Raw genomic sequence first — 24,562 nt, 5'->3', positions numbered from 1 at the left:
CGGGATCTCTTCATCGCTTCAAACTCCTTCAATAAGGGAGCCAGATGCGACTTTACTCTAATTTAGAACTGCCCTAGTTTTTGGGGATGACGTCACTCGCGTCGTTGTCAAATCTCCTCGCAGCATCCATGCTGTTGCTGAATAGGCGGACCATTGAACCAAGCGAACAGAACACGCAGCAGTGACCTGGATCAGGACGTAGCAATGCATTGCAGTGGTTACACTCGTAGTAGAACTGACAGGCGTCGGTGGGTATGCGTTCCCGCTTGGCAAAGCCGCAGTATGGGCAGGTCAATACAGACTCGAGAATGATAGCGCTCACGGTAAATGCTCTATGCTCAGGCTGTAGCTCAGATTGTCGCTTAGGCGTGGTGAAAGTAACGCAACCCGCCGCAAGCAGCGGGGTATTGGAACTTCCTGAACTACCTCCGACTGATGCAGGAGTAGAAGAACGCCCTTCCTGCTAAAGCACATTCGTCATTTTGTCCTGACCGGCTAGAAGAGCGATTAGCCGCACAGCCAGCCAGGCCCGAAATAATCAATAATATAACTACAAAAATTTTCACATGCATTTTTCATATCATTAAGGTTGGAGCTCGATAATGCATTCCGAGAATCCTCGGTCGCCGTTTCGCTCTCCGGCAACGCCTTGAGTACGAAAGTAATATACTCGCCACCAATAAGCCTCAGGACGTTTTCTTTGTCATGAATCACTTAATCGGTTCACATCATTGCAACGATTTTAATCGAAGGATTCGCTAACCATTGCCCTTCCACGCTTGCCAGAAAGGGTCAGGACGCGTTTTTTTATTTGCTAGAGAAATCTATTGTCGGAAGCGGAATCATCGCCTGTACGTTCAATTTGCCTGGAGCTGGGCCTAAAGCAGGGAGGGCTTAATGCCCGTATAACGATAGAAGTATGCAGGAGCCGCGTGCTATCGGCCCGCTTACGCTGAGGTACGCTTAGGCCGCCCATTATTTCGCGAAATTTTTCTGACATTAACTTTAGTTTTCGATTCCTTCTCACAACCGTTAGGAGTCAGGGTCCGGGGTTTGCTTATCCTTAAGTACCTTGTCAACCAAGGGGGGGCAGATTCTTTTTAACCGCGTATTTCTTGTCGATGTGTCAAGCGGAACGCAGCTCATCCTAGGCCACGTCCCGCCTTGCGACACTTTTGGACACTTAATGCTGCATATGGTGAGAATGTCCTTCACTACTATCTACTTGACGTTTGGTAACCTTGGCTTTATTGGAGAGTCTGGCCTTGAGCTTAAGAGGAGTAAAGCTGGCAGCGTACGCTTCCTGTTCGGGTAGCGTAACGAATACAGTAATGACGGTCTCCGGCGTGATAGAAAACTTTCCGCTCCCCTTGAGAATGTTGTCACCCGCCTGTTCCAGTTTGACCGAGGTTTTAGTCTTGGTCTTGCTGCTTTGAATGATTGCCTTGCCTGAGCCGCCGTTGACGCTGAGCTCGCTATCGGCATGATCCATCACATACACCACGATCTCATTATCCTTGGAAACTAGCTCCAAGTGATAAGGCCCGGTCATGCGCATTTGACCGCCGTGCGGCGACGGTCTGGAATCAAAAAATTCTTCGGTATGAGCGCTTGCAAGGAGAGACATGCTAGCCAATGCAGCGCTGAAGAGAAACGTGGTGACGCGCCCTATAGTCATTTAAACTCTCCATGAAAAATTCCAATTTCGATTTGAAGGAAAATTCTTTAAGAAGACACTCGAGATAACTCCTGAAGCAAACGTTTCTATAAGCCGCTAGCATTTACAGGAGATGAATCTCACCATATACCCATAGGGGGTATAAATCAATGTGGCATATTGCCGCATGTGACAAATTGCCGCAGGTGGAAGCGCTCTTTCGGTGAAGAAGCTATTGACTGCTCTTCTGGGAAAATGGCCGTGACCTCAAGCTGGGGCGTCGTGGTCAGCGGCAGCGAGGGTGAAAAGCCCTCGACTCTCATCGCTGCTGTTGGTTGGGCACTTTATCGGCGAAACCCCGGGTCGGAATCTGGTGGAATTAAAGTTACAAAAGTGAGGAATCAGGCTCTCCTGCTCCTGGCACTCTATAATGATGCCTCGATTAACTAATTGGAAACGGATTACAACCATGAACAAAAAAGAACTCGTTGATGCAATAGCTGGAAAGACGGACTCCAGCGGTGCTTCTGCTGACCGCGCGGTGAACGCACTGATAGAAATTATTTCCGATACGTTGAAAAAAGGGGATTCGCTGACGTTGCCTGGCTTTGGAACGTTCGAAGTGCGCGATCGTGCCGCCCGTACTGGCCGCAATCCCAAGACCGGTGAGGAGCTGAAGATTGCCGCATCGAGGGTTGCGGCATTCAAACCCGGTGCAGCGCTCAAGGCTGCGGTCAATGGCGGCGGAAAGTAAGGACCGTCAGCGGTAAAGCACCAGCAGCTTCAGGCGCTCTCGCTTAAAGGCGGTAGCAGGTGCTTCCCGTTGTTGCTCGGATCGACGCAGTTAACCGTCCTGCCTGCTTTCCACCAGATGAATTCCTCCATGGCCAGGGATCTTGCCTGCGCAATGTGCGCCGCTAAAGACTTCCGTTTGGAGCATGCGCCAACAAAATCTAAGATGAGAAGTAGGTTAATGGTTCAGGAAACTACATCAGGGGTTGTAAGAGTGGCTTTTGTTAGTATTATGAAATAATGAAAAAAATTTGTTCAGCCTCAAGCATTATGGAAGCGCAAATTATGCTTGATCTGCTCGACCACAATTGTATCTCCGCGAAGTTATTTAATGAACATGCCCAGGGGGGGCTGGGGGATATTCCGTTTACCCACGCTTATCCAGAGGTGTGGGTTATTCGGGACAGTGATTTTGAGCGGGGGCAAGCCATCGTTAACGAATTTGAAAAAACCCCGGTCGAAACGCGAGTGGTATTCTGCCGCGTGTGCCATGAGGAAAATCCCCTTAATTTTCAGCTTTGCTGGCAGTGCGGCGCCGGGCTTGAACTGCCATCCTCGCGTGAAGGAAGCACCTAATGAGGCACAGATACCCTGCTAGGCGGCGCTAAGCAGACACGTTCGAGTTTGATTCCGTGAACGAGAGTCCTGTTGCTATAGGATACGACACGATTTCGGACTTCAACCCACTGGAGGGGGTGAATCGCCCCGGGTTTAGTAGACACTTTCGAGCCGGTTGAAATACTGCTTTTCGAACTCTACAGGAGCCAAGCTGCCGGCGTGACCATGGCGGCGCCTTGAGTTATGGAAGAGCTCGATGTAGTCAAAGATGTCGCGCCGTGCCTCTTCCCTGTTGTTATAGATTTTCCGATTATAGATTTTCCGACGAACGCGTTCCCGTTTCAGGAGTTGAAAGAAGCTCTCCGCTACTGCATTGTCGTTGTGACACACCCAGCCGCCCCGCAACTCCCGCCACCGCGTAGCCTCGCTCGGTCACTTACTTGACAGCTTGAATTCTTCTGTATAACGCTTGCTGCTCATGACACCTCCTTGTCGCCTCAAGTTTAAAGCTTAAAGGTGCCTATAAATTCCGCGGGCTACCATGGAGTACGTGCGCGGTATTATCTTGTGCTGCCACGCTTTGCTTCTAATTTGATGATACAGGTGAAAGTTAACGCGTCACAGCTCTTGTCGTCCGCAGGGGGCGACGACTGAGGGCGAAATCCAGTTCCCAGAACCACACCGGTCTACCGGATCCAGTAAATATACGCCGGGGCAATCCGAACTGTTACACATGTGGGATATGAGACTTTCAGATCAGACGAGCTACATTTTTCATCGTATTGAGAGAACTCGACAGAACGGCGCGATAGACCTTTATCTTCCTGCAATCTTGATAGAACTCTCATGTCCCAAAGAGGCAATCAGAGCTGTGATTTCAGTTAGATTTATCGGTTTCACCACATGATGGTCGAATCCTGCGGCTTTTGCCCTCTCTTTATCCTCCCATTGCCCGTACCCAGTTACTGCGACCAATACCGCCTCTTCCGTTTCGGGCATGGTACGCAACCTGCGGGCCAGTTCGTATCCGTCCATGTCTGGCAACCCAATATCTAGAAATAGCATCTGAGGCGGGTGCATATGCGCTTGCTCAAGTGCAATTGATGCGTTAGGTGCCACAGTCGTGGTATGTCCCAATTCCTCTACCAGCAAGCATAGAAGGTTTGCCGCATCAGTGTTATCGTCGACAATCATCAAATGCATTGCCTCCGCGCTTGTATGGACAGCCGTTGAACCATTATCCCGGGATTGGAGCTCTAGTGCGGGCTCGCATAACTGGGGCAATTGAACCGTGAACTCGCTGCCCCGGCCGATTCCTTCACTCCGCGCTGTCACGGTTCCGCCGTGAAGGTCCGTCAGCTTCTTAGTAAGGGACAATCCCAAGCCGAGTCCACCTTGGGAACGATCTAGCGTTCGTTCCGCCTGGACAAACAAATCGAATATACGCGGTAAAAGGTCTGGCGAGATCCCCACCCCGTCATCGCGGACGGTTACTTTAACATCCCTTTGCTGCAAGTCTATGCGGACCGTGATGTGCCCGTATTCAGGCGTATACTTGGCCGCGTTATTGATAAGGTTAGCAAAGACCTGAGTCAGGCGGGTTTTGTCACCACTTACGAATGCAGGTCCTACCGCAGGAATTATTGCTAGATGCTGGTGCTTTAGTTCGATCAGGGAATTGACCTGCTCAATAGCCTCGGCAATAATTCGGTTAAGATTCAGCGCTTCTTTGTTCAGTATCAGCAGGCCGCGGGTAATTCGGGAAATATCCAGCAGATCGTCCACTAGCGCGGTCATGTGATTGACCTGCCGACTGATGACTTCACCTACTTCACGGATTCGAACCGGGTCAGAAGTGGTCAGCTTGAGTAGCTCAGCGGCGGTGCTAATTGGCGCCAGCGGGTTTCTCAGCTCGTGCGCCAGCATAGCGACAAACTCATCCTTGTGCCGATTAGCCGTACGAAGTTCCAAGCCTGTTTTTACCGCTTGAGTGACATCACTACCCTCAATGAATATGCCAGTGACATTATCGTCGTCGTCTCTGATGGGCTGATAAATGAAATCGACGAAACGCTCCTCTAATTCCCCACTGGGGCGCTGCAATTTGACGGAGACTCCGCGTCCCACGAACGGCTCTCCTGTTTTATAGACCCGATCCAGCAGTTCAAAGTATCCCTGGCCTTCGATTTCCGGCAGCGCCTCCCGTACGGTTTTGCCGACAACTGGGCGGTTCCCCACCAATTCAAGGTATGCGGTATTGGCAAGCTCAAAAATATGAGAGGGCTCTCGCAGGACTGCCATAATTCCTGGGGCCTGCTCGAAGAGCTGTCTTAAACGCTCGTGTTCCTGCTTCCCCTTGCGCGCTGCAAGCACTTGCGCGGTTGTTTCCGTACAGCAACAGTACAGCCCGGCCACCATCCCGCTCTCGTCACAAACGGGAGAATATGAGAAGGTAAACCATTTTTTTTCAGCATACCCATTCCGAAGCAGGGTACACGGTAGATTTTCACTGTAAGTTGCCTCTCCGGCCAAGGCCCGTTCTAAGAGAGGATTCATATCCTTCCATATCTCAGCCGAAATATCGCGGAAGGAAAGCCCCAATGCTCCCGGATGCTTGTCGCCGAGAATTTCAGCATAAGGATCGTTGTACAGGAATCCAAGTGCAGGACCCCAGGCCACGAACATTGGAAACTTGGAATTTAAAAGAAGACTAACAACAGTGCGCAGCGACGCTCGCCAATCATCGGGACTCCCAAGCGGAGAGGTGGACCAATCATGTGCACGCATGAGGGACCCCATCTCACCACCGCCTGCTAGGAAAGGTAATCTGATGTTTTGCATTCTATTCGATTGGAATGTACCCTCAATTTGACAGAAAAAGCGGAAGAAACGGAGGCGCAGATTACGAATAGGTTTCCTGAAGGGAAATTCTATTACTAATGCGTTGCTCGTACTTCCACGACGGGATGTGAACAAACATTTTGAGCGCAGCTAGTCCCATTCAACTCAGATTCCGCCTCCATTACCTGCTTCACAAAATTCCGTTCCTGATACTGCGAGGCGTTTAGCTCATAAACAGAGGTCATTGAGGAATTCCTGGAGCAAACTTGAAGTAGCACTCTACACTCAGACAGACCGCGTTAATTAATGCGTCAAAAACGGTAGGTGTTAGTCTTATTATAGTTGGGAGAAACGATATCTCGCGTTAAAACCGCGTATTTGCCAAGGAATTGGGGGGAGCGTGGGACTCTGCTCATCTTCGGAATAAGTCATTGAATTCAAATAATGTATCCGTAGAACGAAAGTGAGTTTGTAGCAATACTCTGCGGCAAAATTTTACCGCAAGAGAAGTACAAGCATTGAAATATAACGGTGGGTAAAAACTTTCTAACGATGGGCTTCTAGGAAATGATCTCTGTCTAAGACTCCCCCACCCTGACGCGAGTTCAATCCCCAGGCTCATTGATAGTGCTGTGAGTCTATAATCCGCTTGGGTTTCCAGGACGATTCCGAGAGCTGGTTTTCGGCGTTGGTTAAACCGGGAGAGGGTTTGGAGGGCCCGCCCCGCGTACAAATTCAGCTGGTGCCAAGTTGTTGAGAGTCGAGTGAGGTCGACTCTCGTTGTAGTCCCACCGCCAGTCCTCGATGATCGCTTTGGCCTCGTCCAGCGTTTCAAACCAATGCAAGTTTCAGGCACTCGCCCTGGGATGATCCATTAAACGTTTCAATGTCCGTTGGCTTTCCGGGCCGGATCAAGCAACTGCCCCGAAAATTCACTGCCGTTATCGACAAAAAGTATCGGGTGGACAGCCAACCCGTTTAACGCGGCAACCACATGCTCGCTTCGCAAGCGCTCCTGGTCCGGTTTTCCTATAGCAGATCACTTACCTACCCTTGGCACGAATCTCGATCTGGTAGCCAGCTAAAGGATGCAGTGGGTAAGAATAACGGCACGAACTAAGCTGTTTTCCATCTTAATAATCCACGTAATCAGCGATTAATAGTTAAGTTGTGGCGGGAGGGGGTCCTCCACATTTAAGTTCTAAGGTATTGTGTTCTAATGCTTCTATATTTGGGTCACCGTCGAATTACCACGTTTGTTACCACGCATGTGACCTACATACCTCCGTCGGCGACTGTTCAACCAACTGGACAGGACTGCCGGATAACGACGGACAGTACGCATACCATTTTTTTGTTGGCTATCGTACAGAAGTCTGCTGCTCGATGGGAAATACTCAACTTTCACCTGAAGCCATCCCTCTCTGGCCCCGCAGTTCTTTGCGTGGACCGGCCTGTTTAATCTTGGTGAATCAATCAAAGGACCAAGCCCAAAGGAGCCTAATCCTTGAATGCTTCCGCGACACAAGCAACAGAAATCTGGCCCCTGGTTGCATACTTCGTCCTCGTCGTCACGCTGGTTGTGGGCGTTATGGCGCTTTCGTACATCATTGGGGAGCGTCATAGATCGAAGGCTACGGATGAGCCATTTGAAAGCGGTATTGTCACCGTCGGCCTTGCGCGCTTGCGCCTATCCGCCAAATTCTACCTGGTCGCAGTGTTCTTTGTGATCTTCGATGTGGAAGCTGTGTTCCTTTTTGGCTGGGCCGTCGCTCTTCGTGAGCTGGGCTGGCCCGGTTATATCGAGGCTGTCATCTTCATAGCTATTCTGGGAGCGGCCCTCGCTTATTTATGGCGGCTGGGTGCCCTGGATTGGGGGCCCAAAAGGCATTCGGCTGGCAAGTTAGCCAAAGAATCACGGAGCCCAAACCATAAGGAGCCCAAACCATGCGGTGGTCTCTAAGTAAGCCATACGATAAACCATCTGGGGCAACGTCCGGGTCTTCAATAATCCGTGATAACGGTTTTGAAGAAGACGGACGCCGCAGTGTATTGCTGACGCGATTGCAAGACCTTGTCGCATGGGGCCGCAAGAATTCCGTCTGGCCCTACAATTTCGGTCTGTCGTGTTGTTATGTGGAAATGGCGACCAGCTTCACCAGCAAGTATGACCTTGCCCGGTTTGGCGCCGAAGTTATCCGCGCTTCTCCCCGTCAGGCCGATCTGATCGTTATTTCCGGTACGGTTTTTATCAAGATGGCGCCCGTGCTCCAGCGTCTTTACGATCAGATGCTTGAACCGCGCTGGGTAATTTCAATGGGTTCGTGCGCGAATTCCGGCGGAATGTATGACATTTACAGCGTGGTGCAGGGTGTAGACCGGTTCCTTCCCGTGGATGTTTATGTTCCCGGTTGTCCACCTCGGCCCGACGCATTCATGCAGGGGCTGAATCTGCTTCAGGACGCAATCGGCAAGGAAAAACGCCCATTGAGCTGGGTGATCGGTCCGCAGGGGATCGAGCGACCGGCTGAGGGATCCCAGCGGGATCTCAAGCGGGCCGACCGAATGCGGGCTACGACGCTACGAAGTCCGGACGAGGTCTAACCTAAATCCGGCAATCGACCGCTCATACTTTTCAGGACGGCGCTGTGCCTTATAACCGTTTTTCCCCAAACTTGACTTTCACCTTTTTGAGTGAGTTCGCTACAGGGTGGATTGCACGTTTTTGCGGCGTATGGCTGCGTTGCAACTCCTCGGAATGGAATGACCATTCCGCATCCTTGCGCCTTTCCCTGCATCCCCAGGCTGTCACTTCACTCTGTCCAACTGCCGGATTTAGGTTAAACCCGTGAGCGCAGCCTCCAGCATTGCCTTAAAGCAGGATATGCCGAACACATCAAGCGCTTCAGATGTGCTGGAGGAATTGAAAGGTCGCTTTGGGCCCCCGAACGCCGGGAACCCGGGCGGACCGATGGGTTTAGTGCAAAAAACCGCCGATGACCTTCCCACTCAGTGGGTTTCCCGGAACAGGGTACGCGACGTCCTGCGCTATCTGAAACTGGAAGCGGAGCGGCCTTACCGCATGCTGTACGATCTGACCGCGATCGACGAGCGCACTCGGGCGCATCGCAACGATCAGCCGCCAAGCCGATTCACCGTCATCTATCACCTGCTGTCGTTCGAGCGTAATGCGGACGTGCGTCTCAAGGTCGCGCTTACCGAGACTGATCTTCACATGCCCACGATTACGGATATCTGGTCTGCCGCAAACTGGTACGAGCGCGAGGTATGGGACATGTTCGGGATCGTCTTCGACGGCCACCCGCACCTGCGCCGGATTCTGCTACCCCCGTGGTGGCAGGGGCATTCCCTGCGCAAGGAACACCCCGCTCGCGCGACTGAAATGGAACCGTTCCATTTGTCCGAAGAGAAGGAGGAGGCTGAGCAGGAAACGCTGCGTTTTCATCCTGAAGAATGGGGAATGCGCCGCGCACACGACGGCACCGATTTTATGTTCCTCAACCTGGGGCCGAACCATCCGAGCGTGCATGGCGTATTTCGCATTGTACTCCAGCTCGACGGCGAGGAAATCATCGACGCTGTGCCAGAAATTGGCTTTCACCATCGCGGAGCGGAAAAGATGGGTGAGCGCCAATCCTGGCATACCTACATTCCCTACACCGACCGCATCGATTACCTGGGAGGGGTCATGAATAACCTTCCCTATGTGCTGGCCGTGGAAAAACTGGCAGGCATTGAAGTGCCTGATCGGGTAAAGGTGATGCGCGTGATGATGGCTGAATTTTTTCGCGTTGCAAGCCATCTGGTGTTCTATGGGACTTTTACCCAGGACCTGGGCGCGCTTTCTCCGGTATTTTTCATGTTCACTGACCGCGAGCGAGTGTTCGATGTCGTCGAAGCCATCTGTGGGGGACGAATGCACCCGAGCTGGTATCGCATCGGCGGTGTGGCTCAGGACTTGCCCAATGGATGGGATCGGATGGTGCGGGATTTTCTGGATTATATGCCTGCAAGACTGGATGAGTATGACAAGATTGCTTTGGGCAACCGCATCTTGAAAGCCCGGACGCGCGGCGTCGGTAGTTACTCGACAGATGAGGCGATCGAATGGGGCGTGACGGGACCCAATCTGCGCGCCTGCGGCTTCGAATGGGATTTCCGCAAGGCACGGCCGTATTCGGGCTACGACCAGTTCGAGTTCGATGTACCAACCGGCGAGCATGGCGATTGCTATGATCGCTGTGCCGTTCGCGCTGAGGAGATTCGCCAGAGCCTGCGCATCATTGAGCAGTGCCTGGAGAACATGCCGGCTGGCGCGCATAAAGCGGACCATCCGCTCACCACGCCGCCCCTCAGGAAGCCCACCTTGCAAGACATTGAGACGCTCATCGATCATTTCCTGGGTGTGAGCTGGGGGCCAGTCATTCCTCCCGGGGAAGCATTCGTGGGCATCGAAGCGACCAAGGGGAACAATGGCTATTACCTGATCAGCGACGGCAATACCATGGCCTACCGGGTGCGGATTCGCACGCCCTCCTTTCCGCATCTGCAGATGATCCCTTTGATCAGCCGCGGGCTGATGATTTCCGATTTGATCGCCATTCTGGGCAGCATCGATTTTGTCATGGCCGACGTGGACCGCTAACTTCGACGCTGAAGGGAACAATGCTGAGTGAACAGGAGAGGAGGGAAATAGAGGCGCACGCGCGGCACTACCCGAATAACCGCGCGGTATGCATCGAGGCGCTCAAGGTCGTACAGCAGCATCGCGGCTGGGTATCGGATGACGGCATTGCGGACGTGGCCGAGGCGTTGCAGATAACGCCGGCTGAGCTGGAGAGTGTTGCGACCTTCTACAACATGATTTTCCGCAAGCCAGTGGGCAAGCACGTCATTCTGCTATGCGACGGCGTCAGTTGCTGGATCATGGGTTACGAACGCCTGCATCAGCATCTGACGAATCGGCTGGGCATCGGGCTGGGCCAGACCACTGCCGATGGCCGCTTTACCCTGTTGCCGAATGTGTGCCTGGGCGCTTGTGACCATGCTCCTGTCATGATGATGGATGATGCGCATTACCAGGACCTGGATCCCGCCAGGATCGATGAAATTCTGGCAAGTTATCAACAGGAAGAAGAAAAATCGACCGATGGAAACGCCGCTGACCCATAACATCTCACCGGGCAAGGAGCCGCCTGATCTCGTACAGTACGAGAAGACCGGTGGTTATGCCGCACTCCGCAAGGCGCTGACCATGTCTCCCGCGGAAGTTCAGGCAGCGGTGAAGGAATCAAACCTGCGCGGCCGCGGTGGGGCGGGGTTTCCAACTGCGCAGAAGTGGAGTTTCGTGCCAATGGGCGACGATGCGCCGCGCCCGAAGTATCTTGTTTGCAATGCCGACGAGATGGAGCCGGGCACATTCAAGGATCGCCTGTTGCTTGAAGGCGATCCTCACCAGTTGGTCGAAGGCATCATTATCAGCGCCTATGCCATCCAGGCCGACGTGGCCTACGTATTTCTGCGTTGGGCCTACAAGCTGGCCGCCCGGAGGATGGAGCGGGCGATCGCGGAAGCGTACCGCGACGGCTACCTGGGTAAAAACATCCTGGGCTCGGCGTACAGCCTGGAGATGTACCTTCACGTCAGTGCCGGGCGCTACATATGCGGGGAGGAGACCGCGCTGCTTAACGCCCTCGAGGGCAAACGCGCCAATCCACGCGCCAAGCCCCCCTATCCCCAGGTCAGCGGCCTGTGGGGCAAGCCCACCATCGTCAATAACGTGGAAACCTTGTGCAACCTTCCGCATATCTTGAATCACGGCGCCAAATGGTTCAAGAGCCTGAGCCGCAGCGGCGATGGCGGCACCAAGCTGTACGGGGCAAGCGGGAGAGTGAAGAATCCGGGGTTATGGGAATTGCCCATGGGCACTCCTCTGCGGGAGATTCTGGAAGAACACGCGGGCGGCATGCGGGACGGCTACCAGTTTCGCGGCTTGCTGCCGGGAGGGGCGTCGACGGATTTTGTTACTGCCGATCACCTGGACGTAGCGATGGATTTCGATTCGATGCAGTCGGTGGGCAGCCGCCTGGGGACCGGCGCCATGATTGTCCTTGACGACAAGACCTGTCCCGTCGGAATGCTGCTCAATCTAGAGCATTTCTTCGCCCAGGAATCATGCGGCTGGTGCACCCCCTGCTGGTCCGGGCTTTCCTGGATCGAAGAGATATTGCAGGACATGGAGGAGGGCCGCGGCAAGACTTCCGACCTTGAACTGCTGGAATCCCATACGCATCTCCTGGGTCCCGGCCATACCTTCTGTGCCCTGGCGCCGGGCGCCGCCGAGCCCCTGCAGAGCGGTCTCAAGTATTTCCGCGATGATTTCGAGCGCCATATCCATGAAAAGGGCTGCCCCTGGCGTGAACACGGCCAGGGTATGCAAATGTGAGGCGGATGTGACGACCATCCATATCGACAATCGTCCCTATCCTGCCAAAGACGGCGAGAACTTGTTGCAGGAGTGCCTTTCGCTGGGATTCAACCTGCCTTATTTCTGCTGGCATCCCGCGCTCGGGTCGGTGGGTGCGTGCCGCCAGTGCGCGATCAAGCAGTTCAAGAATGAGGAAGACAAGCGCGGCAAGATTGTCATGGCGTGCATGACCGCCGCCAAAGACGGGATTCGGATTTCCATTGACGATCCCGAGGCGCGAGAGTTCCGCGCCAGCGTTGCGGAATGGCTGATGGTGAATCATCCGCACGATTGCCCGGTGTGTGACGAAGGCGGCGAATGCCATTTGCAGGATATGACCGTGATGAACGGCCATGTTTATCGCCGCCACCGTGGCCGCAAGCGCACGTTCCATAACCAGGACCTCGGGCCTCTCGTCAACCACGAGATGAATCGCTGCATTCAATGTTATCGCTGTACGCGATTCTACCGGGACTATGCGGGCGGACGCGACTTTGACGCCTTGATGCTGCGCGATCAGGTCTACTTCGGCCGCTATCAGGACGGGGTTCTCGAAAGCGAATTCAGCGGTAACCTGGTGGAGGTTTGCCCTACAGGCGTTTTTACCGACAAGACATTGAAGCGGCACTATACGCGCAAGTGGGATTTGCAAACGGCGCCGTCGGTGTGCGTGCACTGCGGGCTCGGCTGCAACACGATTCCAGGCGAGCGTTACGGCACGCTGCGCCGTATCCGCAACCGCTTCAATGGCGCGGTAAATGGTTACTTCCTGTGCGACCGCGGCCGTTACGGTTATGAGTTCGTCAATAGCGGGCGCCGGATCAGGCAACCCTTGCTGCGAAAACATGGAACTGCACCACTGCAACTTGCCAGCAAACGCGACGCGCTCCAGCGTTTGGGCGAAATCCTGTCCAGCGGTGCCCGGGCGATCGGCATCGGTTCTCCGCGCGCTTCGATTGAAGCCAATTTTGCGCTGCGAACCCTCGTTGGACGCGACCAGTTTTATCTCGGACTATCTGAAAGGGATTCCCGCCTGCTTGCTTCCATTCTTGATATTTTAAAAAAAGGCCCTGCCCGCACCCCATCGTTGCATGAAGTGGAGTTGGCGGATGCGGTGCTTGTATTGGGTGAGGATGTAGCCAATACCGCGTCCCGGCTCGGGCTGGCCCTGCGCCAGGCGGTGCGCCGGCAACCGGAAAAGATGGCGATAAAAATGGGTATTCCGCTCTGGAATGATCATGCGGTGCGCGAGGCGATGCAAGAAGAGCGTGGGCCATTGTTTATCGCCACCATGGCTGATACCCGAATCGACGATATCGCCACCCGGACCTTTCGTGGCCCCCCTGATGAACTCGGCCGCCTCGGTTTTGCAGTAGCGCACGCGCTCGACCCAACTGCGCCGCAAGTACCGGACTTATCCAGTACGATCCAGACGCTGGCCGAAACAATTGCGGAAAAGCTGAAGGCGGCTGAGCGTCCTTTGGTCATTTCCGGCATGGGTTGCGGGGATAAAGCTGTTGTTGAGGCGGCGGCCAATGTGGCATGGGCGCTTTGTAACACCGGCCACGCTGCCGGGCTCTGCTACGCGGTTCCTGAATGCAACAGCCTGGGCGCCGCGATGCTCGGGGGCGACAGTCTCGAAAGCGCACTCGAAGCGATGGACGATGGCGCGGTGGATACGCTCATCATTATGGAGAATGATCTTTACCGGCGAACGGATGCCGCCATGGTCGATCGTCTTCTCGCCGTTACGCGGCACATCGTGATGATTGACCACATCGAGCATGCAACCAGCGCGAAGGCCGACGTGGTGCTGCCGGCCGCAACCTTTGCCGAGGCGGATGGCACGCTGGTGAATAACGAGGGCAGGGCGCAGCGCTTTTTCCAGGTATTCGTACCTGGGAATGATATCAAGGATGATATTCGGGGCGATGTTACGGGCGATATCCGGGAAAGCTGGCGCTGGCTGCGCGACATCATAGTTGCAGCCGGCCGCGGGGATGATGCGCGATGGTCAAGCCTGGACGATGTCACTGCCGCGTGTGCCCGGGCAATTCCGAACCTCGAACCGATTTTGCATGCAGCGCCATCTTCGGATTTTCGTATCGATAGCCAAAAGATTCCACGCGAACCCCATCGCTATAGCGGGCGCACCGCCATGCATGCCAACGTAAGCGTCCAGGAACCCGAGCAGCCGGGTGATCCGGACAGCCCTCTGTCATTTTCCATGGAAGGCTATCCGGGCAATCCACCGCCGTCGCTTATTCCCCGGTTCTGGGCGCCCGGTTGGAATTCGGTACAGGCGTTAAACAAGTTCCAGGACGAAGTGGGCGGCCCGCTCAAGGGCGGCGACCCGGGCGAGCGCCTGATCGAGCCGATGCAAGGAAAAAAAGTCGCCTATTTTCAAAATGTACCGGGGGGCTTCAAGCCGTGCGCGGGCGAATGGCTGCTGTTGCCGATGCACCACGTCTTTGGTTCGGAGGAGTTGAGTATCCTCGCACCCGCTATCGCCGAGCTCAGTCCGCAGCCCTATCTCGCGCTCAACCCCGCCGATGCGAGTGATCTCGGGTTGGCAGCGGGGGACGAGGTCCAGTTGCATTTGAGGCAGCGGACGGATGCTCCGGCGGATGGTTTGACCGGCACTGAACCCATGGCTACCGCCGAAATCTACCGACTACCTGTGCGCTTCAAACCCGAGTTGCTGCACGGTACCGCAGGGCTCCCCGCCGGCCTGCCGGGTCTGGGTGTTCTTGCTGGAATCGCCCTGCCTGCATGGGGCGAGTTAAAGAAGGCGGAAAAGGGAATCGCGGAAAAGGGAAAGGCGGAAAAGGGAAAGCAGGTGGAAGAGTAGGTGGAGGAATAATCCATGAATGGATTCAGCCATGAATGAATGGACCGGCATCTGGGCGAACCTGATCCTGATCCTGGCTGCCGTGTTTGCTTTCTCGGCGATGTTGTCCTGGATCGAGCGGCGCCTACTTGGCCTGTGGCAGGATCGCTACGGGCCGAATCGGGTGGGCCCGTTCGGCGTTCTGCAAATCGTCGCTGATTCAATCAAGCTTCTTACCAAGGAGGACTGGATACCGCCATTCGCAGACAGGGCTGTGTTCGTGCTGGCGCCCGCAATCGTTGCGGTCGCAACGCTGCTTGCGTTTGCCGTCGTGCCGCTCGCCCCTGGCATCGGCGTGGTCGACCTGAACATCGGATTATTGTTTTTTCTCGCCATGTCTTCGCTTGGCGTCTATAGCGTCGTGCTGGGCGGATGGGCGTCCAACAACAAATATTCGCTGCTCGGCGGCTTCCGGGCGGCGGCACAGATGTTGAGCTACGAGGTCTTCATGGGCCTGGCGCTGATGGGCGTTGTCATGCTCGCGGGTTCATTCAACCTGCGCGATATCGTTGCCGCACAGGAAAATCTATGGTTCTGCATTCCGCAGGTCCTCGGCCTGGCAACTTTTGCCGTCGCCGGCATTGCCGAGGCGCGGCGGCTTCCCTTTGATTTGCCAGAGTCGGAGAACGAACTCGTGGCAGGCTTTCATACTGAATATTCCAGCATGAAGTTCGGCCTGTTTTTCATTGGCGAATATGTCGGGATCACCCTTATCTCGGCAATGATCGTCACTTTATTCTTCGGTGGGTGGCTGGGACCGCTGCTGCCTCCACTGGTCTGGTTTCTGCTCAAGACTTTTATCGTCATCGCCTGCTTCGTCCTGCTGCGGGCGGCATTGCCACGACTCCGCTACGATCAACTGATGGCCTACGGCTGGAAAGTCATGCTTCCGCTCACGCTTGTCAATTTATTGATCACCGGCGCGGTCGTCTTGTCAATGGCATAACCTGTTCATATAGCCCCGGGAGAAGATCGCATGTGGAATTCCCTGAAGACAATGTGGATCATCTTTCTGCACATGTTCCACCGCCGGGTGACCATTGAGTATCCGGACGAGAAGCCCAAGATTCCGCCGCGCTGGCGTGGGCGCATCATCCTGAGCCGGGATCCGGATGGGGAGGAACGCTGCGTTGCATGCTACCTCTGCGCGGCGGCCTGCCCGGTGGATTGCATCGCACTGCAGGCAACCGAGAATGAGCATGGGCGCCGCTACCCTGAATTCTTTCGGATCAATTTTTCGCGTTGCATTTTCTGCGGATATTGCGAAGAGGCATGCCCTACCGACGCGATCCAGCTTACGCCCGACTTCGAAATGGGCGAATACAACCGAAAAAACCTGGTGTACGAAAAAGAGGACCTTTTAATCGATGGCACGGGCAAATACCCCGGCTACAACTTCTACCGGGTGGCGGGAGTCGCAATTGGAGGAAAAAGCAAGGGCGAGGCCGAGAAGGAAGCGCCTCCGGTAGACCCGCGTTCGCTGCTGCCTTGATCCGTACCTTAAAGCGTACCTTGATTCCTCATCCGGGAGGGAGGCCATGGAAGCGACATTCTACTTATCCGCAGCAGTTGCCGTTGCAGCCACTCTGATGGTTGTTACGCGAGCGAGCGCCGTGCATGCGCTGCTCTACCTGATCGTGTCCCTGCTTGCCGTCGCGGTCGTCTTTTTTGTGCTGGGGGCGCCGTTTGTCGCAGCACTGGAGGTCATCATTTACGCAGGCGCCGTAATGGTGCTGTTCGTGTTCGTGATAATGATGCTTAACCTCGGCACCTCCGCGGCGGTCAAGGAGCGGGAATGGCTGAGCCCCCGCATGTGGGCGGGCCCCGCCGTACTGTCGGCGTTGCTGCTGGCCGAACTGATTTATATCCTTGTGTGGAATGTACCAGGTACCGCCACAATCTCCGGCAGGGCAGCGGTCGAGTCCAAGGAAGTAGGTATTACGCTCTTCGGACCCTATCTCCTTGGTGTCGAGCTGGCTTCGCTGCTATTACTGGCGGGATTGGTCGGCGCCTGTCACCTCGGCTGGCATACCGAGTCAGGTTGGGGGTCACGTTCTGAGTCCCTTTCGGATAGGCGCGGCCATGAGAACGGCTGAGGCTATTGCAGCAATTCCCATGCATCACGGCCTGCTGCTCGCCGCAATCCTCTTCGTGCTGGGAATGGTCGGCATTCTGGTCAGACGCAACCTGATCTTCATCCTGATGTCGATTGAGATCATGCTGAACGCCGCCGGGCTTGCCTTCGTGGTTGCCGGTTCTCACTGGGCGCAGGCCGACGGTCAGGTAATGTTCATCTTTATCCTGTCTGTGGCGGCGGCTGAAGTCTCTGTCGGCCTGGCATTGCTGCTGCTGTTGCACCGCCGCTTCCAGACACTGGATGCAGACGCGGTGAGCAAGATGCGGGGATAACGTGCTGCCTCTGCTCTGGCTTATTCCCACGCTGCCGCTGGCCGGTTTCCTGACGCTGGCGCTGGGCGGAAGCCACTTGAGCCGGCGCAGTGTCGCGGTAATGGGAACTGGCTCCGTGGCTCTTTCGGCACTCATCGCCATTCTGATCGCGATCGACTTCATCGCTGCAAGACCGCCGGGTCTCGCCTTTCAGCAGGAAGCATGGGTCTGGATCGGCATAGCCGGTTTCTCGCCGAGGATCGGCTTTTATCTCGACGCGTTATCACTGGTAATGGTCCTGGTTGTGACCGTCATCAGTTTCCTGATCCACCTCTATTCGACGGAATTCATGATTGGCGATGACGGTTACGCGCGCTTTTTCGCCTATATGAATCTCTTTGTCGGCTCGATGTGTATCCTGGTTCTTGCCGACAACCTGCTGTTTCTTTACCTTGGTTGGGAAGGGGTGGGACTTTGCAGTTATCTGCTGATCGGATTCTGGTATCGGGATCCCGCCAACGGTCGCGCCGCGCGCAAAGCGTTTATCGTGACCCGAATCGGCGATACGGCCATGGCCGCCGGCCTTTTTCTGCTGTTCACTCACCTCGGAACCCTTGATATCCAGCCGTTGATGCAGCGAATGGTCCAACAGTGGCCGGAGGGATCGGAGCTGGCTTTAATCGCCGCCGGCCTTCTGCTCGCCGGGGCGGTGGGCAAATCTGCCCAGCTTCCGCTACAGACCTGGCTGCCTGACGCAATGGCGGGCCCCACGCCCGTGAGCGCGCTGATCCATGCCGCGACCATGGTAACGGCAGGCGTCTATCTGATTGCCCGCACGCATGTGCTCTTTACGCTTGCGCCACCCGTACAACTGGCGGTAGCAGTAATAGGCGCCCTTACCCTGCTGCTGGCAGGATTCAGTGCACTCTCCCAAAAAGACATCAAGCGCGTGCTCGCGTATTCGACCATCAGCCAGATCGGCTATATGTTCCTCGCGCTGGGAGTGGGTGCCTGGTCCGCAGCCATCTTTCACCTGATGACTCACGCCTTCTTCAAGGCTCTGCTGTTCCTGAGTGCAGGTGTAGTCATCATGAGCCTGCACGAGGAACATGATATTTTCCGGATGGGTGGGCTGAGGAAAAAACTTCCCGTTGCATTCTGGACTTTTCTGATCGGCAGCGCATCGCTCGCGGCACTGCCGCTCGTTACTGCGGGCTTCTACAGCAAGGACCTGATTCTTTGGCAGGCCTGGTCGTCAGCAGGAGGGAATCCATGGTTATGGGCCGCGGGATGGGCAGGTGCAATACTGACTGGCCTCTACATCTTTCGTGTGGTGTTTCTCGTCTTTTTTGGCGAAGCGAGGACTGCGATGCCTCCCGAAACCAGACGGCCAGGTCTGCGCATAACTATACCGCTTATAGTTCTTGCCGCACTCTCTCTAGTCGGCGGATGGATTGAAACTCCACCTTTTCTCGGCAATTTAACGCTGTTTTCCAGCTTTGTTCAGCATGCCTTGCCGCCGAATCAGGTCGTTCATGACGGTAAAAATGACGAAACCATTCTGGAGCTGCTCGCAATTGCTGCCTCTCTTGGCGGCATCGCGTTGGCGTACCTGTTGTTTCTGAGATATCCCGCCTTTCTCCATGGACTGATGCTGATCCCGGCATTGGCAAGAATCCGGAAGTTCTGGCATTTTGGCTGGGGTTTCGACCGGTTTTATGAGTTCCTGTTCGTCCGGCCCTATCTCTGGCTTGCGTACGCCGATCGGCACGACGTGGTCGACAATATCTACAGAATGGCGGTTTCATGCACACTCAGGTGGCTCCAGAAGGTCGATCGGCACGACGTGATCGACAATATCTACAGCGGCCTGGCCCAGCTTTGTCTGTTTCTCTATCGCGCCTTGAGTGCAACGCAAAGCGGACAGGTACGCCGCTACGCGGCGGCGATTGCCGCCGGATCGATCGGTTTTATATTCATCGGGATATTCGCATGATTCTCTCCGCATTAATTTTCATCCTGGTGGCCGGCGGTTTGCTGTCATGGATGGCGAATCGGTGGCATCCGGACTCTGCGAAGTGGGTTGCGCTGGCTACGGTGGGCATCGAGCTCGTATTGACGATATGGCTTTGGCTGCAGTCTGCCAGCGCTATGGCTCTTCCCGCTCACGGGGGGTGGCTTGCCGAGACCAGGGCGGAGTGGATTCCGCGTTTCGGAGTGAGCTTTCATCTGGCCATGGATGGAATAAGCCTCGTCCTGGTCGTGCTGACCGCTTTTCTGGGAGTGGTATCGGTGGCGTGTTCCTGGACGGAAATCCAGGAGCGTGCCGGATTCTTTTACTTCAACCTGCTATGGACTCTGGCAGGGGCGGTCGGCGTATTCCTTGCGCTGGACCTGTTTCTGTTTTTCTTCTTCTGGGAGCTGATGCTGGTGCCGATGTATTTCATGATTGCGATCTGGGGCCATGAGAAGCGGCAGTATGCAGCGATCAAGTTCTTCATTTTCGCCGAGGGGAGCGGTCTGCTCATGCTGGTGGCAATTCTTGCGCTGGTATTCGCCCACTACCGCAGCACCGGAGTCCTGACATTCGATTATTTCGAGCTGTTGAATACGGCCATGTCTCCCTCCACCGAGCTGTGGATCATGCTTGGCTTTTTCATTGCGTTCGCAGTCAAGGCGCCCATCGTGCCATTTCACACCTGGCTGCCGGACGCACATACCGAGGCGCCGACAGCAGGAAGCGTGATTCTTGCAGGGGTGCTGCTGAAAACCGGAACCTACGGGCTATTGCGCTTCGTTGTTCCGCTATTTCCCGAGGCGGCGGGGTATTTTGCCCCGGTGGCAATGGCGTTGGGAGCAACCGGAGTTCTCTATGGTGCTTTCCTGGCGTTCGCCCAGACGGATTTCAAGCGCCTCGTGGCCTACACCAGCGTGAGTCACCTGGGCTTTGCGGTGCTCGGGATATTCGCCTGGAATCCCTGGTCGCTTGGGGGGGCCGTGATGCAAATGATCGCGCACGGCATCAGTACGGGAGCACTGTTTGTAATTGCTGGCATTTTGCAGGAACGGACGCACACCCGCGATATGCGTCGCTTTGAAGGCCTGTGGAGCGTCATGCCGCGTCTGGCGGCAATGGGATTGTTTTTTGCCATTGCCGCGCTTGGGCTGCCGGGAATGGGTAATTTCGTCGGGGAATTCCTGGTACTGATGGGATTATACCGCGCCAGTAGCGTGCTGGCGTCCGTCGCGGCCGTGGCATTTGTCGCCAGTGTCGTGTATGCGCTTGCGCTGGTGCAGAAAACTTTCCATGGCGAGAATACGCATGGTTGGCAACTACATGATCTGTCAAGCCGGGAAATGGCGACCCTGTGTTCAATGGCGGCCATTACCCTATGGCTGGGGCTGTACCCGCAGCCCGTGCTCGATGCCGCGCCGGACATCGCAAATAGTCCGCCTGCGGTTGCTGCCGCCCACCAGGAGGGGAATGCGGAATGAACACGCTACCCTCCGCGCTACACTCCAACCTCATGGCCCTGTCCCCGCTCATCCTCCTTGCCGGGTCTGCGGTAGTGGTGATGCTGGCCTCAGCCTTTTACCGTCATCCTCGACCGGTCATGATGTTGACGCTCGCCGGGCTGATTCTGTCATTTGCATCATTATTTCTGTTTCGGGGCATCGGGTCCCGTCAGGTCACGGCTTTGCTGGTACTGGATCACTATGCACTGTTTTTTATCGGGCTCATCGTTGCTGCGACCTTTGTCGTCGCAGTGCTGTGCTATCGCTACTTCGGCGGTTCTGAAAGCCGCCATGAGGCGCTTTACATCCTGTTACTGCTGGCCGCCCTTGGCGGTGGGGTTCTCGTGGCAAGCAGCCATTTTGCTTCGTTTCTCCTGGGTCTGGAACTGCTCAGCATTTCGTTGTTTGCATTGATCGCCTATCCGCGATTCACAGAGCGTCCTCTCGAAGCGGGGATCAAATACCTGATCCTGGCTGGATTCTCATCCGGATTGCTTTTGTTTGGCATGGCGCTGGTCTACGCGCAGCTCGGGACGATGCAGTTTGCGAAAATCGGAACAATGCTTACCGCGCCGGATCAGGCGTTGGAGCTCTACGGACTGGCCGGGCTCGCGCTGATTGTGACAGGTGTCGGATTCAAGCTGGCCCTCGTGCCCTTTCACATGTGGACTCCGGATGTATATGAAGGTGCACCCGCACCGATTACCGCATTCATCGCCACTGTTTCAAAGGGCGCCATGCTCGCCCTGCTACTGCGCTATTTCCTGATGGCGGGAGCGCACCAGTCGCAGCCGATCACGCTGGCATTGAGCCTGGTTGCCGTCACGACAATCCTGGTTGGCAACCTGCTCGCCCTGCTGCAAGATAACATCAAGCGGATTCTTGCCTATTCCTCAATTGCCCAGCTTGGCTATCTGCTGGTCGGGTTTCTGGCTTTTGATCCGCTGGCAATCGAGGCGGTGGCTTATTTTCTTACGGCCTATTTTGTCACTATGCTGGGTGCGTTCGGTGTGGTAACGGTATTGTCGGGCGGGTTCAATAACGGATCCGAGGGCGAATCCCATCGCGTAGCGGAAAGGGATAGCGACAGGCTTGCGGATTATGCGGGTCTATTCTGGCACAGACCGTGGCTCGCGGGGGTGTTTACCGCCATGCTACTGTCGTTGGCCGGAATTCCGCTGACGATGGGCTTTATCGGTAAGTTCTACATATTAACGGCTGGCGTGGAAGCATCGTTGTGGATACCTGTGATTGTATTGGTTGTTGGCAGCACCATCGGGCTCTTCTATTACCTGCGTATTATCGCAGTGATGTGTGCGCCGAGTTCGCAGGCAATCACTGAACCAACCATGAGGCCCGTTGCATCACCCTCCCTTGGGGAAAGTGTGACGCTGGCGGCGCTGGCGTTATTGCTTATATGGCTGGGCGTCTTTCCGGCTCAGCTTATTGATGTGCTTGAAGGAATAACGGTGGTGGATTTGACTTGATTACCGGTGCTTCGTCTGTTTGTCACAATGCAAAAGGTGGGGCGGGGCAAAAGGTGAGTGGGATTGAGGCAGGTCGAAAATAGGAGAGCTTCAAAAATGCGTGAACCGGAAATACCATCTGATCCCGATAGGGTGGCATGCAAGGTCTGTTTCAAGGAGATCCCTTTGTCCGAGGCAGTTAATGAAGAAGCGACCGATTACGTCCTGCATTTTTGCGGATTGGATTGTTACGCGAAATGGAAAACTCAGGAAAAGGATTATGGTTCAGACAACTCCCCAGGAAAAAAGTTATCGTCGTAAAAGGCAGAAAACGGTTTTCTGTTGCGGAATTGATGCGTCGCGGCTCCCTGGAACTGCTTATACGAGCGCGTTTCATTGTGAACGGAACCACCAGATGGCGTCCCAGGGCCGAGCGTAAAGGCACGCTGAGAGCAACGAATGCCACAAGGACGAACTTCTCCCTCGATTATCGGGAGTCTTATGGTGCGGGCCGACTGTCAGGAAAGCGCACTACGCGCTCGTCGGTGCGAAGCCGGCTGCCACGAGCATCACGACGCGAAAGCTTCGCACGAAGGCTTCGTTCAGATCCTCTTCGAGCGCCCGTCGCTGCTCTCCAACAACCTGTGGAGGCACCTTCGCTTCGGCCAGCTTCGGCACCTCGGCATCCAAAGCGACCCGAATTTCCACGGGCACCTGCAATCGGGCTACGTGCGTATCCAGTGCTGACCTGAAGACACCAGTGGCGAGCGCGCCCAGGAGCGCGATCGCCAGCATTCCAGCAACACGCGAGACGCATTTTTGATGCCGGAAGCCGTGCCCAAATGTTGCTCCTTGACTGCGTCCATGATCTTAAAGCGCAAGTACCTCAACCCGAAAACGGTCGTTTTTCGGAGATAACGGGCGAGCTGAAAAATTTCCGATTTCACGTACTTTTTAACCTCCCAAAACTATCTCTTGAAAAACTGAACTGGCAAAGAGGCGCTGCTTGCGCAGCCGCTGTGCTGCATTGGCGGCATGATAGCTGATGGCTTCCCGCAACTCCTGCAGGCACTCCACCCTTTTCCCAAACGAGCGCGAACTCATCACCTGCGTGGCAATGGGTGCTGCGTCATCGCCTAATCTCGGTTTGCTTGAAATCGGGATTGGCGTCCTCACGTCCGACCTCTCCCCATAAGACAAGGATCTCAGCAAAGGAAGCGATAGGGAAGCAGGTGACCTACTTCATCGAGGGGATGATTCTAATGCACCGACAAAGTTCTCCATGCCAAGGACGAGTAGCTTTAACTGATCTTCATTGGACTGGTGAATCGGGCAGGGCCAAGGGTTCATCCAGTGGATTTCGCCGTGCTTTATATGGTACTCGAGGCATTTTTCAAGGGCCATTTCCGTGCCACCGAGCTGCGCACCACCTCTCTGCGTACCAAAATCGTCAAATGTGTGAGCTTTTTAGTGCATTGACATAAAGAAAAAAATGATCAATCGGTGGGAAAATTTAGAGGTCTTGTCTCCATTCCTTTTAGGGCGCACTTTCTGTTGCGCACCAACCCTCGCTTTTGCGGACTGCGTACCAAATCACCAGTATGCGCAAAGGCTTTTGTCTCAAGCATGGCTCGAACTGCACGCCCGGTCTGGGCTTGCTACCCGTTGCCTTCTGCATCACAGGCAGACACAACATCAAATAATTTTTCGTTTAAGCCTCCTTTATCTCGCAGTCGATTAGATGATGATCTAAATTGTTATATAGGAAGAAAGTTTGAGGAGCCGGTCCCACCAGAACTCAGTGGAAGAACTAGTGGCCGCAAAGTCAAGAAGGGTAAGCAAACTTGAAAAAATTCGAGAAGCAGCCTTTATTTGTTAGCGCCGCTGTAATACTGACCCACTGAGCCGGAGTAAAACTGACCCACCTGGGCGAATATGGTGGCTTTTTGGCTGCCGATTATGTTGAC

The 24,562-nt window shown here is 55.0% G+C and carries 21 protein-coding genes and 3 pseudogenes; 16 read left to right on the top strand and 8 right to left on the bottom strand.

From position 1 onward, the window contains the following. Positions 1 to 107: 107 nt before the first annotated feature. Positions 108 to 322: pseudogene (locus BM022_RS16205) on the bottom strand (GDCCVxC domain-containing (seleno)protein). Positions 323 to 1,183: 861 nt separating this feature from the next. Next, a complete protein-coding gene (locus BM022_RS14205) occupies positions 1,184 to 1,678 on the bottom strand; it encodes a hypothetical protein (RefSeq protein WP_091140345.1) in 495 nt (164 codons plus the stop codon). 448 nt (positions 1,679 to 2,126) lie between these two features. Between BM022_RS14205 and BM022_RS14200 the strand changes: the two genes are divergently transcribed. Next, positions 2,127 to 2,411, top strand: a complete 285-nt coding sequence (locus tag BM022_RS14200; RefSeq protein ID WP_091140343.1) for an HU family DNA-binding protein — start codon at positions 2,127 to 2,129, stop codon at positions 2,409 to 2,411. Between the two features lie 278 nt (positions 2,412 to 2,689). After that, positions 2,690 to 3,025, top strand: a complete 336-nt coding sequence (locus BM022_RS14195) for a putative signal transducing protein (protein WP_091140342.1) — start codon at positions 2,690 to 2,692, stop codon at positions 3,023 to 3,025. Between the two features lie 135 nt (positions 3,026 to 3,160). Here the strand turns inward: BM022_RS14195 and BM022_RS14190 are convergent. From BM022_RS14190 to BM022_RS16195, 4 genes and pseudogenes are all read right to left on the bottom strand, one after another. Next, positions 3,161 to 3,394 (bottom strand): annotated as a pseudogene (locus BM022_RS14190) (IS3 family transposase); the annotation flags it as partial. A gap of 429 nt (positions 3,395 to 3,823) precedes the next feature. Then, positions 3,824 to 5,692 (bottom strand): PAS domain-containing hybrid sensor histidine kinase/response regulator, encoded by a 1,869-nt coding sequence (locus BM022_RS14185; RefSeq protein ID WP_177191744.1) that lies wholly within the window; start codon positions 5,690 to 5,692, stop codon positions 3,824 to 3,826. A gap of 848 nt (positions 5,693 to 6,540) precedes the next feature. After that, positions 6,541 to 6,763, bottom strand: a pseudogene (locus BM022_RS16200) (integrase core domain-containing protein); the annotation flags it as partial. After that, the gene (locus tag BM022_RS16195; RefSeq protein WP_256209203.1) at positions 6,732 to 6,857 is read right to left on the bottom strand and encodes a hypothetical protein; all 126 of its coding nucleotides are present in this window, start codon (positions 6,855 to 6,857) and stop codon (positions 6,732 to 6,734) included. The pseudogene BM022_RS16200 and the gene BM022_RS16195, both read right to left, overlap by 32 nt. A gap of 498 nt (positions 6,858 to 7,355) precedes the next feature. Between BM022_RS16195 and ndhC the strand changes: the two genes are divergently transcribed. From ndhC to BM022_RS14110, 14 genes are all read left to right on the top strand, one after another. Next, positions 7,356 to 7,811 (top strand): NADH-quinone oxidoreductase subunit A, encoded by a 456-nt coding sequence (ndhC, locus tag BM022_RS14175; protein WP_091140339.1) that lies wholly within the window; start codon positions 7,356 to 7,358, stop codon positions 7,809 to 7,811. 47 nt (positions 7,812 to 7,858) lie between these two features. Beyond that, a complete protein-coding gene (locus tag BM022_RS14170; protein WP_371264341.1) occupies positions 7,859 to 8,452 on the top strand; it encodes a NuoB/complex I 20 kDa subunit family protein in 594 nt (197 codons plus the stop codon). A 280-nt stretch (positions 8,453 to 8,732) separates the two neighbouring features. Then, positions 8,733 to 10,514, top strand: coding sequence for an NADH-quinone oxidoreductase subunit C/D (gene nuoC, locus BM022_RS14165; RefSeq protein ID WP_091140337.1), 1,782 nt, complete (start codon positions 8,733 to 8,735; stop codon positions 10,512 to 10,514). 20 nt (positions 10,515 to 10,534) lie between these two features. Continuing rightward, on the top strand, positions 10,535 to 11,041 hold the full coding sequence (gene nuoE / locus BM022_RS14160; protein WP_091140335.1) for an NADH-quinone oxidoreductase subunit NuoE: 507 nt from the start codon (positions 10,535 to 10,537) through the stop codon (positions 11,039 to 11,041). Further along, positions 10,974 to 12,314 carry an NADH-quinone oxidoreductase subunit NuoF gene (gene nuoF / locus BM022_RS14155; RefSeq protein WP_256209200.1) on the top strand — a complete coding sequence of 447 codons (1,341 nt, stop codon included), beginning with the start codon at positions 10,974 to 10,976 and terminating at the stop codon, positions 12,312 to 12,314. Before nuoE ends, nuoF begins: the two co-directional genes overlap by 68 nt. Continuing rightward, positions 12,265 to 15,186, top strand: coding sequence for an NADH-quinone oxidoreductase subunit NuoG (gene nuoG / locus BM022_RS14150; RefSeq protein ID WP_256209199.1), 2,922 nt, complete (start codon positions 12,265 to 12,267; stop codon positions 15,184 to 15,186). The genes nuoF and nuoG overlap by 50 nt, the downstream gene beginning before the upstream one ends. A gap of 31 nt (positions 15,187 to 15,217) precedes the next feature. Then, positions 15,218 to 16,171, top strand: a complete 954-nt coding sequence (nuoH, locus tag BM022_RS14145; RefSeq protein WP_091140350.1) for an NADH-quinone oxidoreductase subunit NuoH — start codon at positions 15,218 to 15,220, stop codon at positions 16,169 to 16,171. 30 nt (positions 16,172 to 16,201) lie between these two features. Next, positions 16,202 to 16,717, top strand: coding sequence for an NADH-quinone oxidoreductase subunit NuoI (gene nuoI / locus BM022_RS14140; RefSeq protein WP_091140332.1), 516 nt, complete (start codon positions 16,202 to 16,204; stop codon positions 16,715 to 16,717). Between the two features lie 46 nt (positions 16,718 to 16,763). Beyond that, entirely contained in the window at positions 16,764 to 17,321 is a 558-nt protein-coding gene (nuoJ, locus tag BM022_RS14135; protein ID WP_091140331.1) for an NADH-quinone oxidoreductase subunit J, read from the top strand. Positions 17,322 to 17,325: 4 nt separating this feature from the next. Beyond that, positions 17,326 to 17,634, top strand: coding sequence for an NADH-quinone oxidoreductase subunit NuoK (gene nuoK / locus BM022_RS14130; protein ID WP_091140348.1), 309 nt, complete (start codon positions 17,326 to 17,328; stop codon positions 17,632 to 17,634). Between the two features lies 1 nt (position 17,635). Next, on the top strand, positions 17,636 to 19,609 hold the full coding sequence (gene nuoL / locus BM022_RS14125; RefSeq protein ID WP_091140328.1) for an NADH-quinone oxidoreductase subunit L: 1,974 nt from the start codon (positions 17,636 to 17,638) through the stop codon (positions 19,607 to 19,609). After that, positions 19,606 to 21,108, top strand: a complete 1,503-nt coding sequence (nuoM, locus tag BM022_RS14120; protein WP_091140326.1) for an NADH-quinone oxidoreductase subunit M — start codon at positions 19,606 to 19,608, stop codon at positions 21,106 to 21,108. Before nuoL ends, nuoM begins: the two co-directional genes overlap by 4 nt. After that, entirely contained in the window at positions 21,105 to 22,616 is a 1,512-nt protein-coding gene (locus tag BM022_RS14115; RefSeq protein WP_091140324.1) for an NADH-quinone oxidoreductase subunit N, read from the top strand. Before nuoM ends, BM022_RS14115 begins: the two co-directional genes overlap by 4 nt. Positions 22,617 to 22,712: 96 nt before the next feature. Beyond that, complete coding sequence (locus BM022_RS14110) at positions 22,713 to 22,916, top strand: DUF3330 domain-containing protein (protein WP_091140322.1); 204 nt, start codon at positions 22,713 to 22,715, stop codon at positions 22,914 to 22,916. A gap of 210 nt (positions 22,917 to 23,126) precedes the next feature. On the opposite strand, the gene BM022_RS14105 is transcribed toward BM022_RS14110, so the two are convergent. Both BM022_RS14105 and BM022_RS16190 read right to left on the bottom strand, forming a co-directional pair. Continuing rightward, positions 23,127 to 23,390: a hypothetical protein gene (locus BM022_RS14105; RefSeq protein ID WP_091140320.1), complete on the bottom strand. Its 264-nt coding sequence runs from the start codon at positions 23,388 to 23,390 to the stop codon at positions 23,127 to 23,129. A gap of 159 nt (positions 23,391 to 23,549) precedes the next feature. Beyond that, positions 23,550 to 23,699: a DinB/UmuC family translesion DNA polymerase gene (locus tag BM022_RS16190; RefSeq protein ID WP_256209201.1), complete on the bottom strand. Its 150-nt coding sequence runs from the start codon at positions 23,697 to 23,699 to the stop codon at positions 23,550 to 23,552. Positions 23,700 to 24,562: the final 863 nt, after the last annotated feature.

It is taken from the genome of Nitrosospira sp. Nsp14 (assembly GCF_900113575.1).
Lineage (GTDB): Bacteria > Pseudomonadota > Gammaproteobacteria > Burkholderiales > Nitrosomonadaceae > Nitrosospira.
This window is presented reverse-complemented; position numbering and strand designations above follow the sequence as displayed.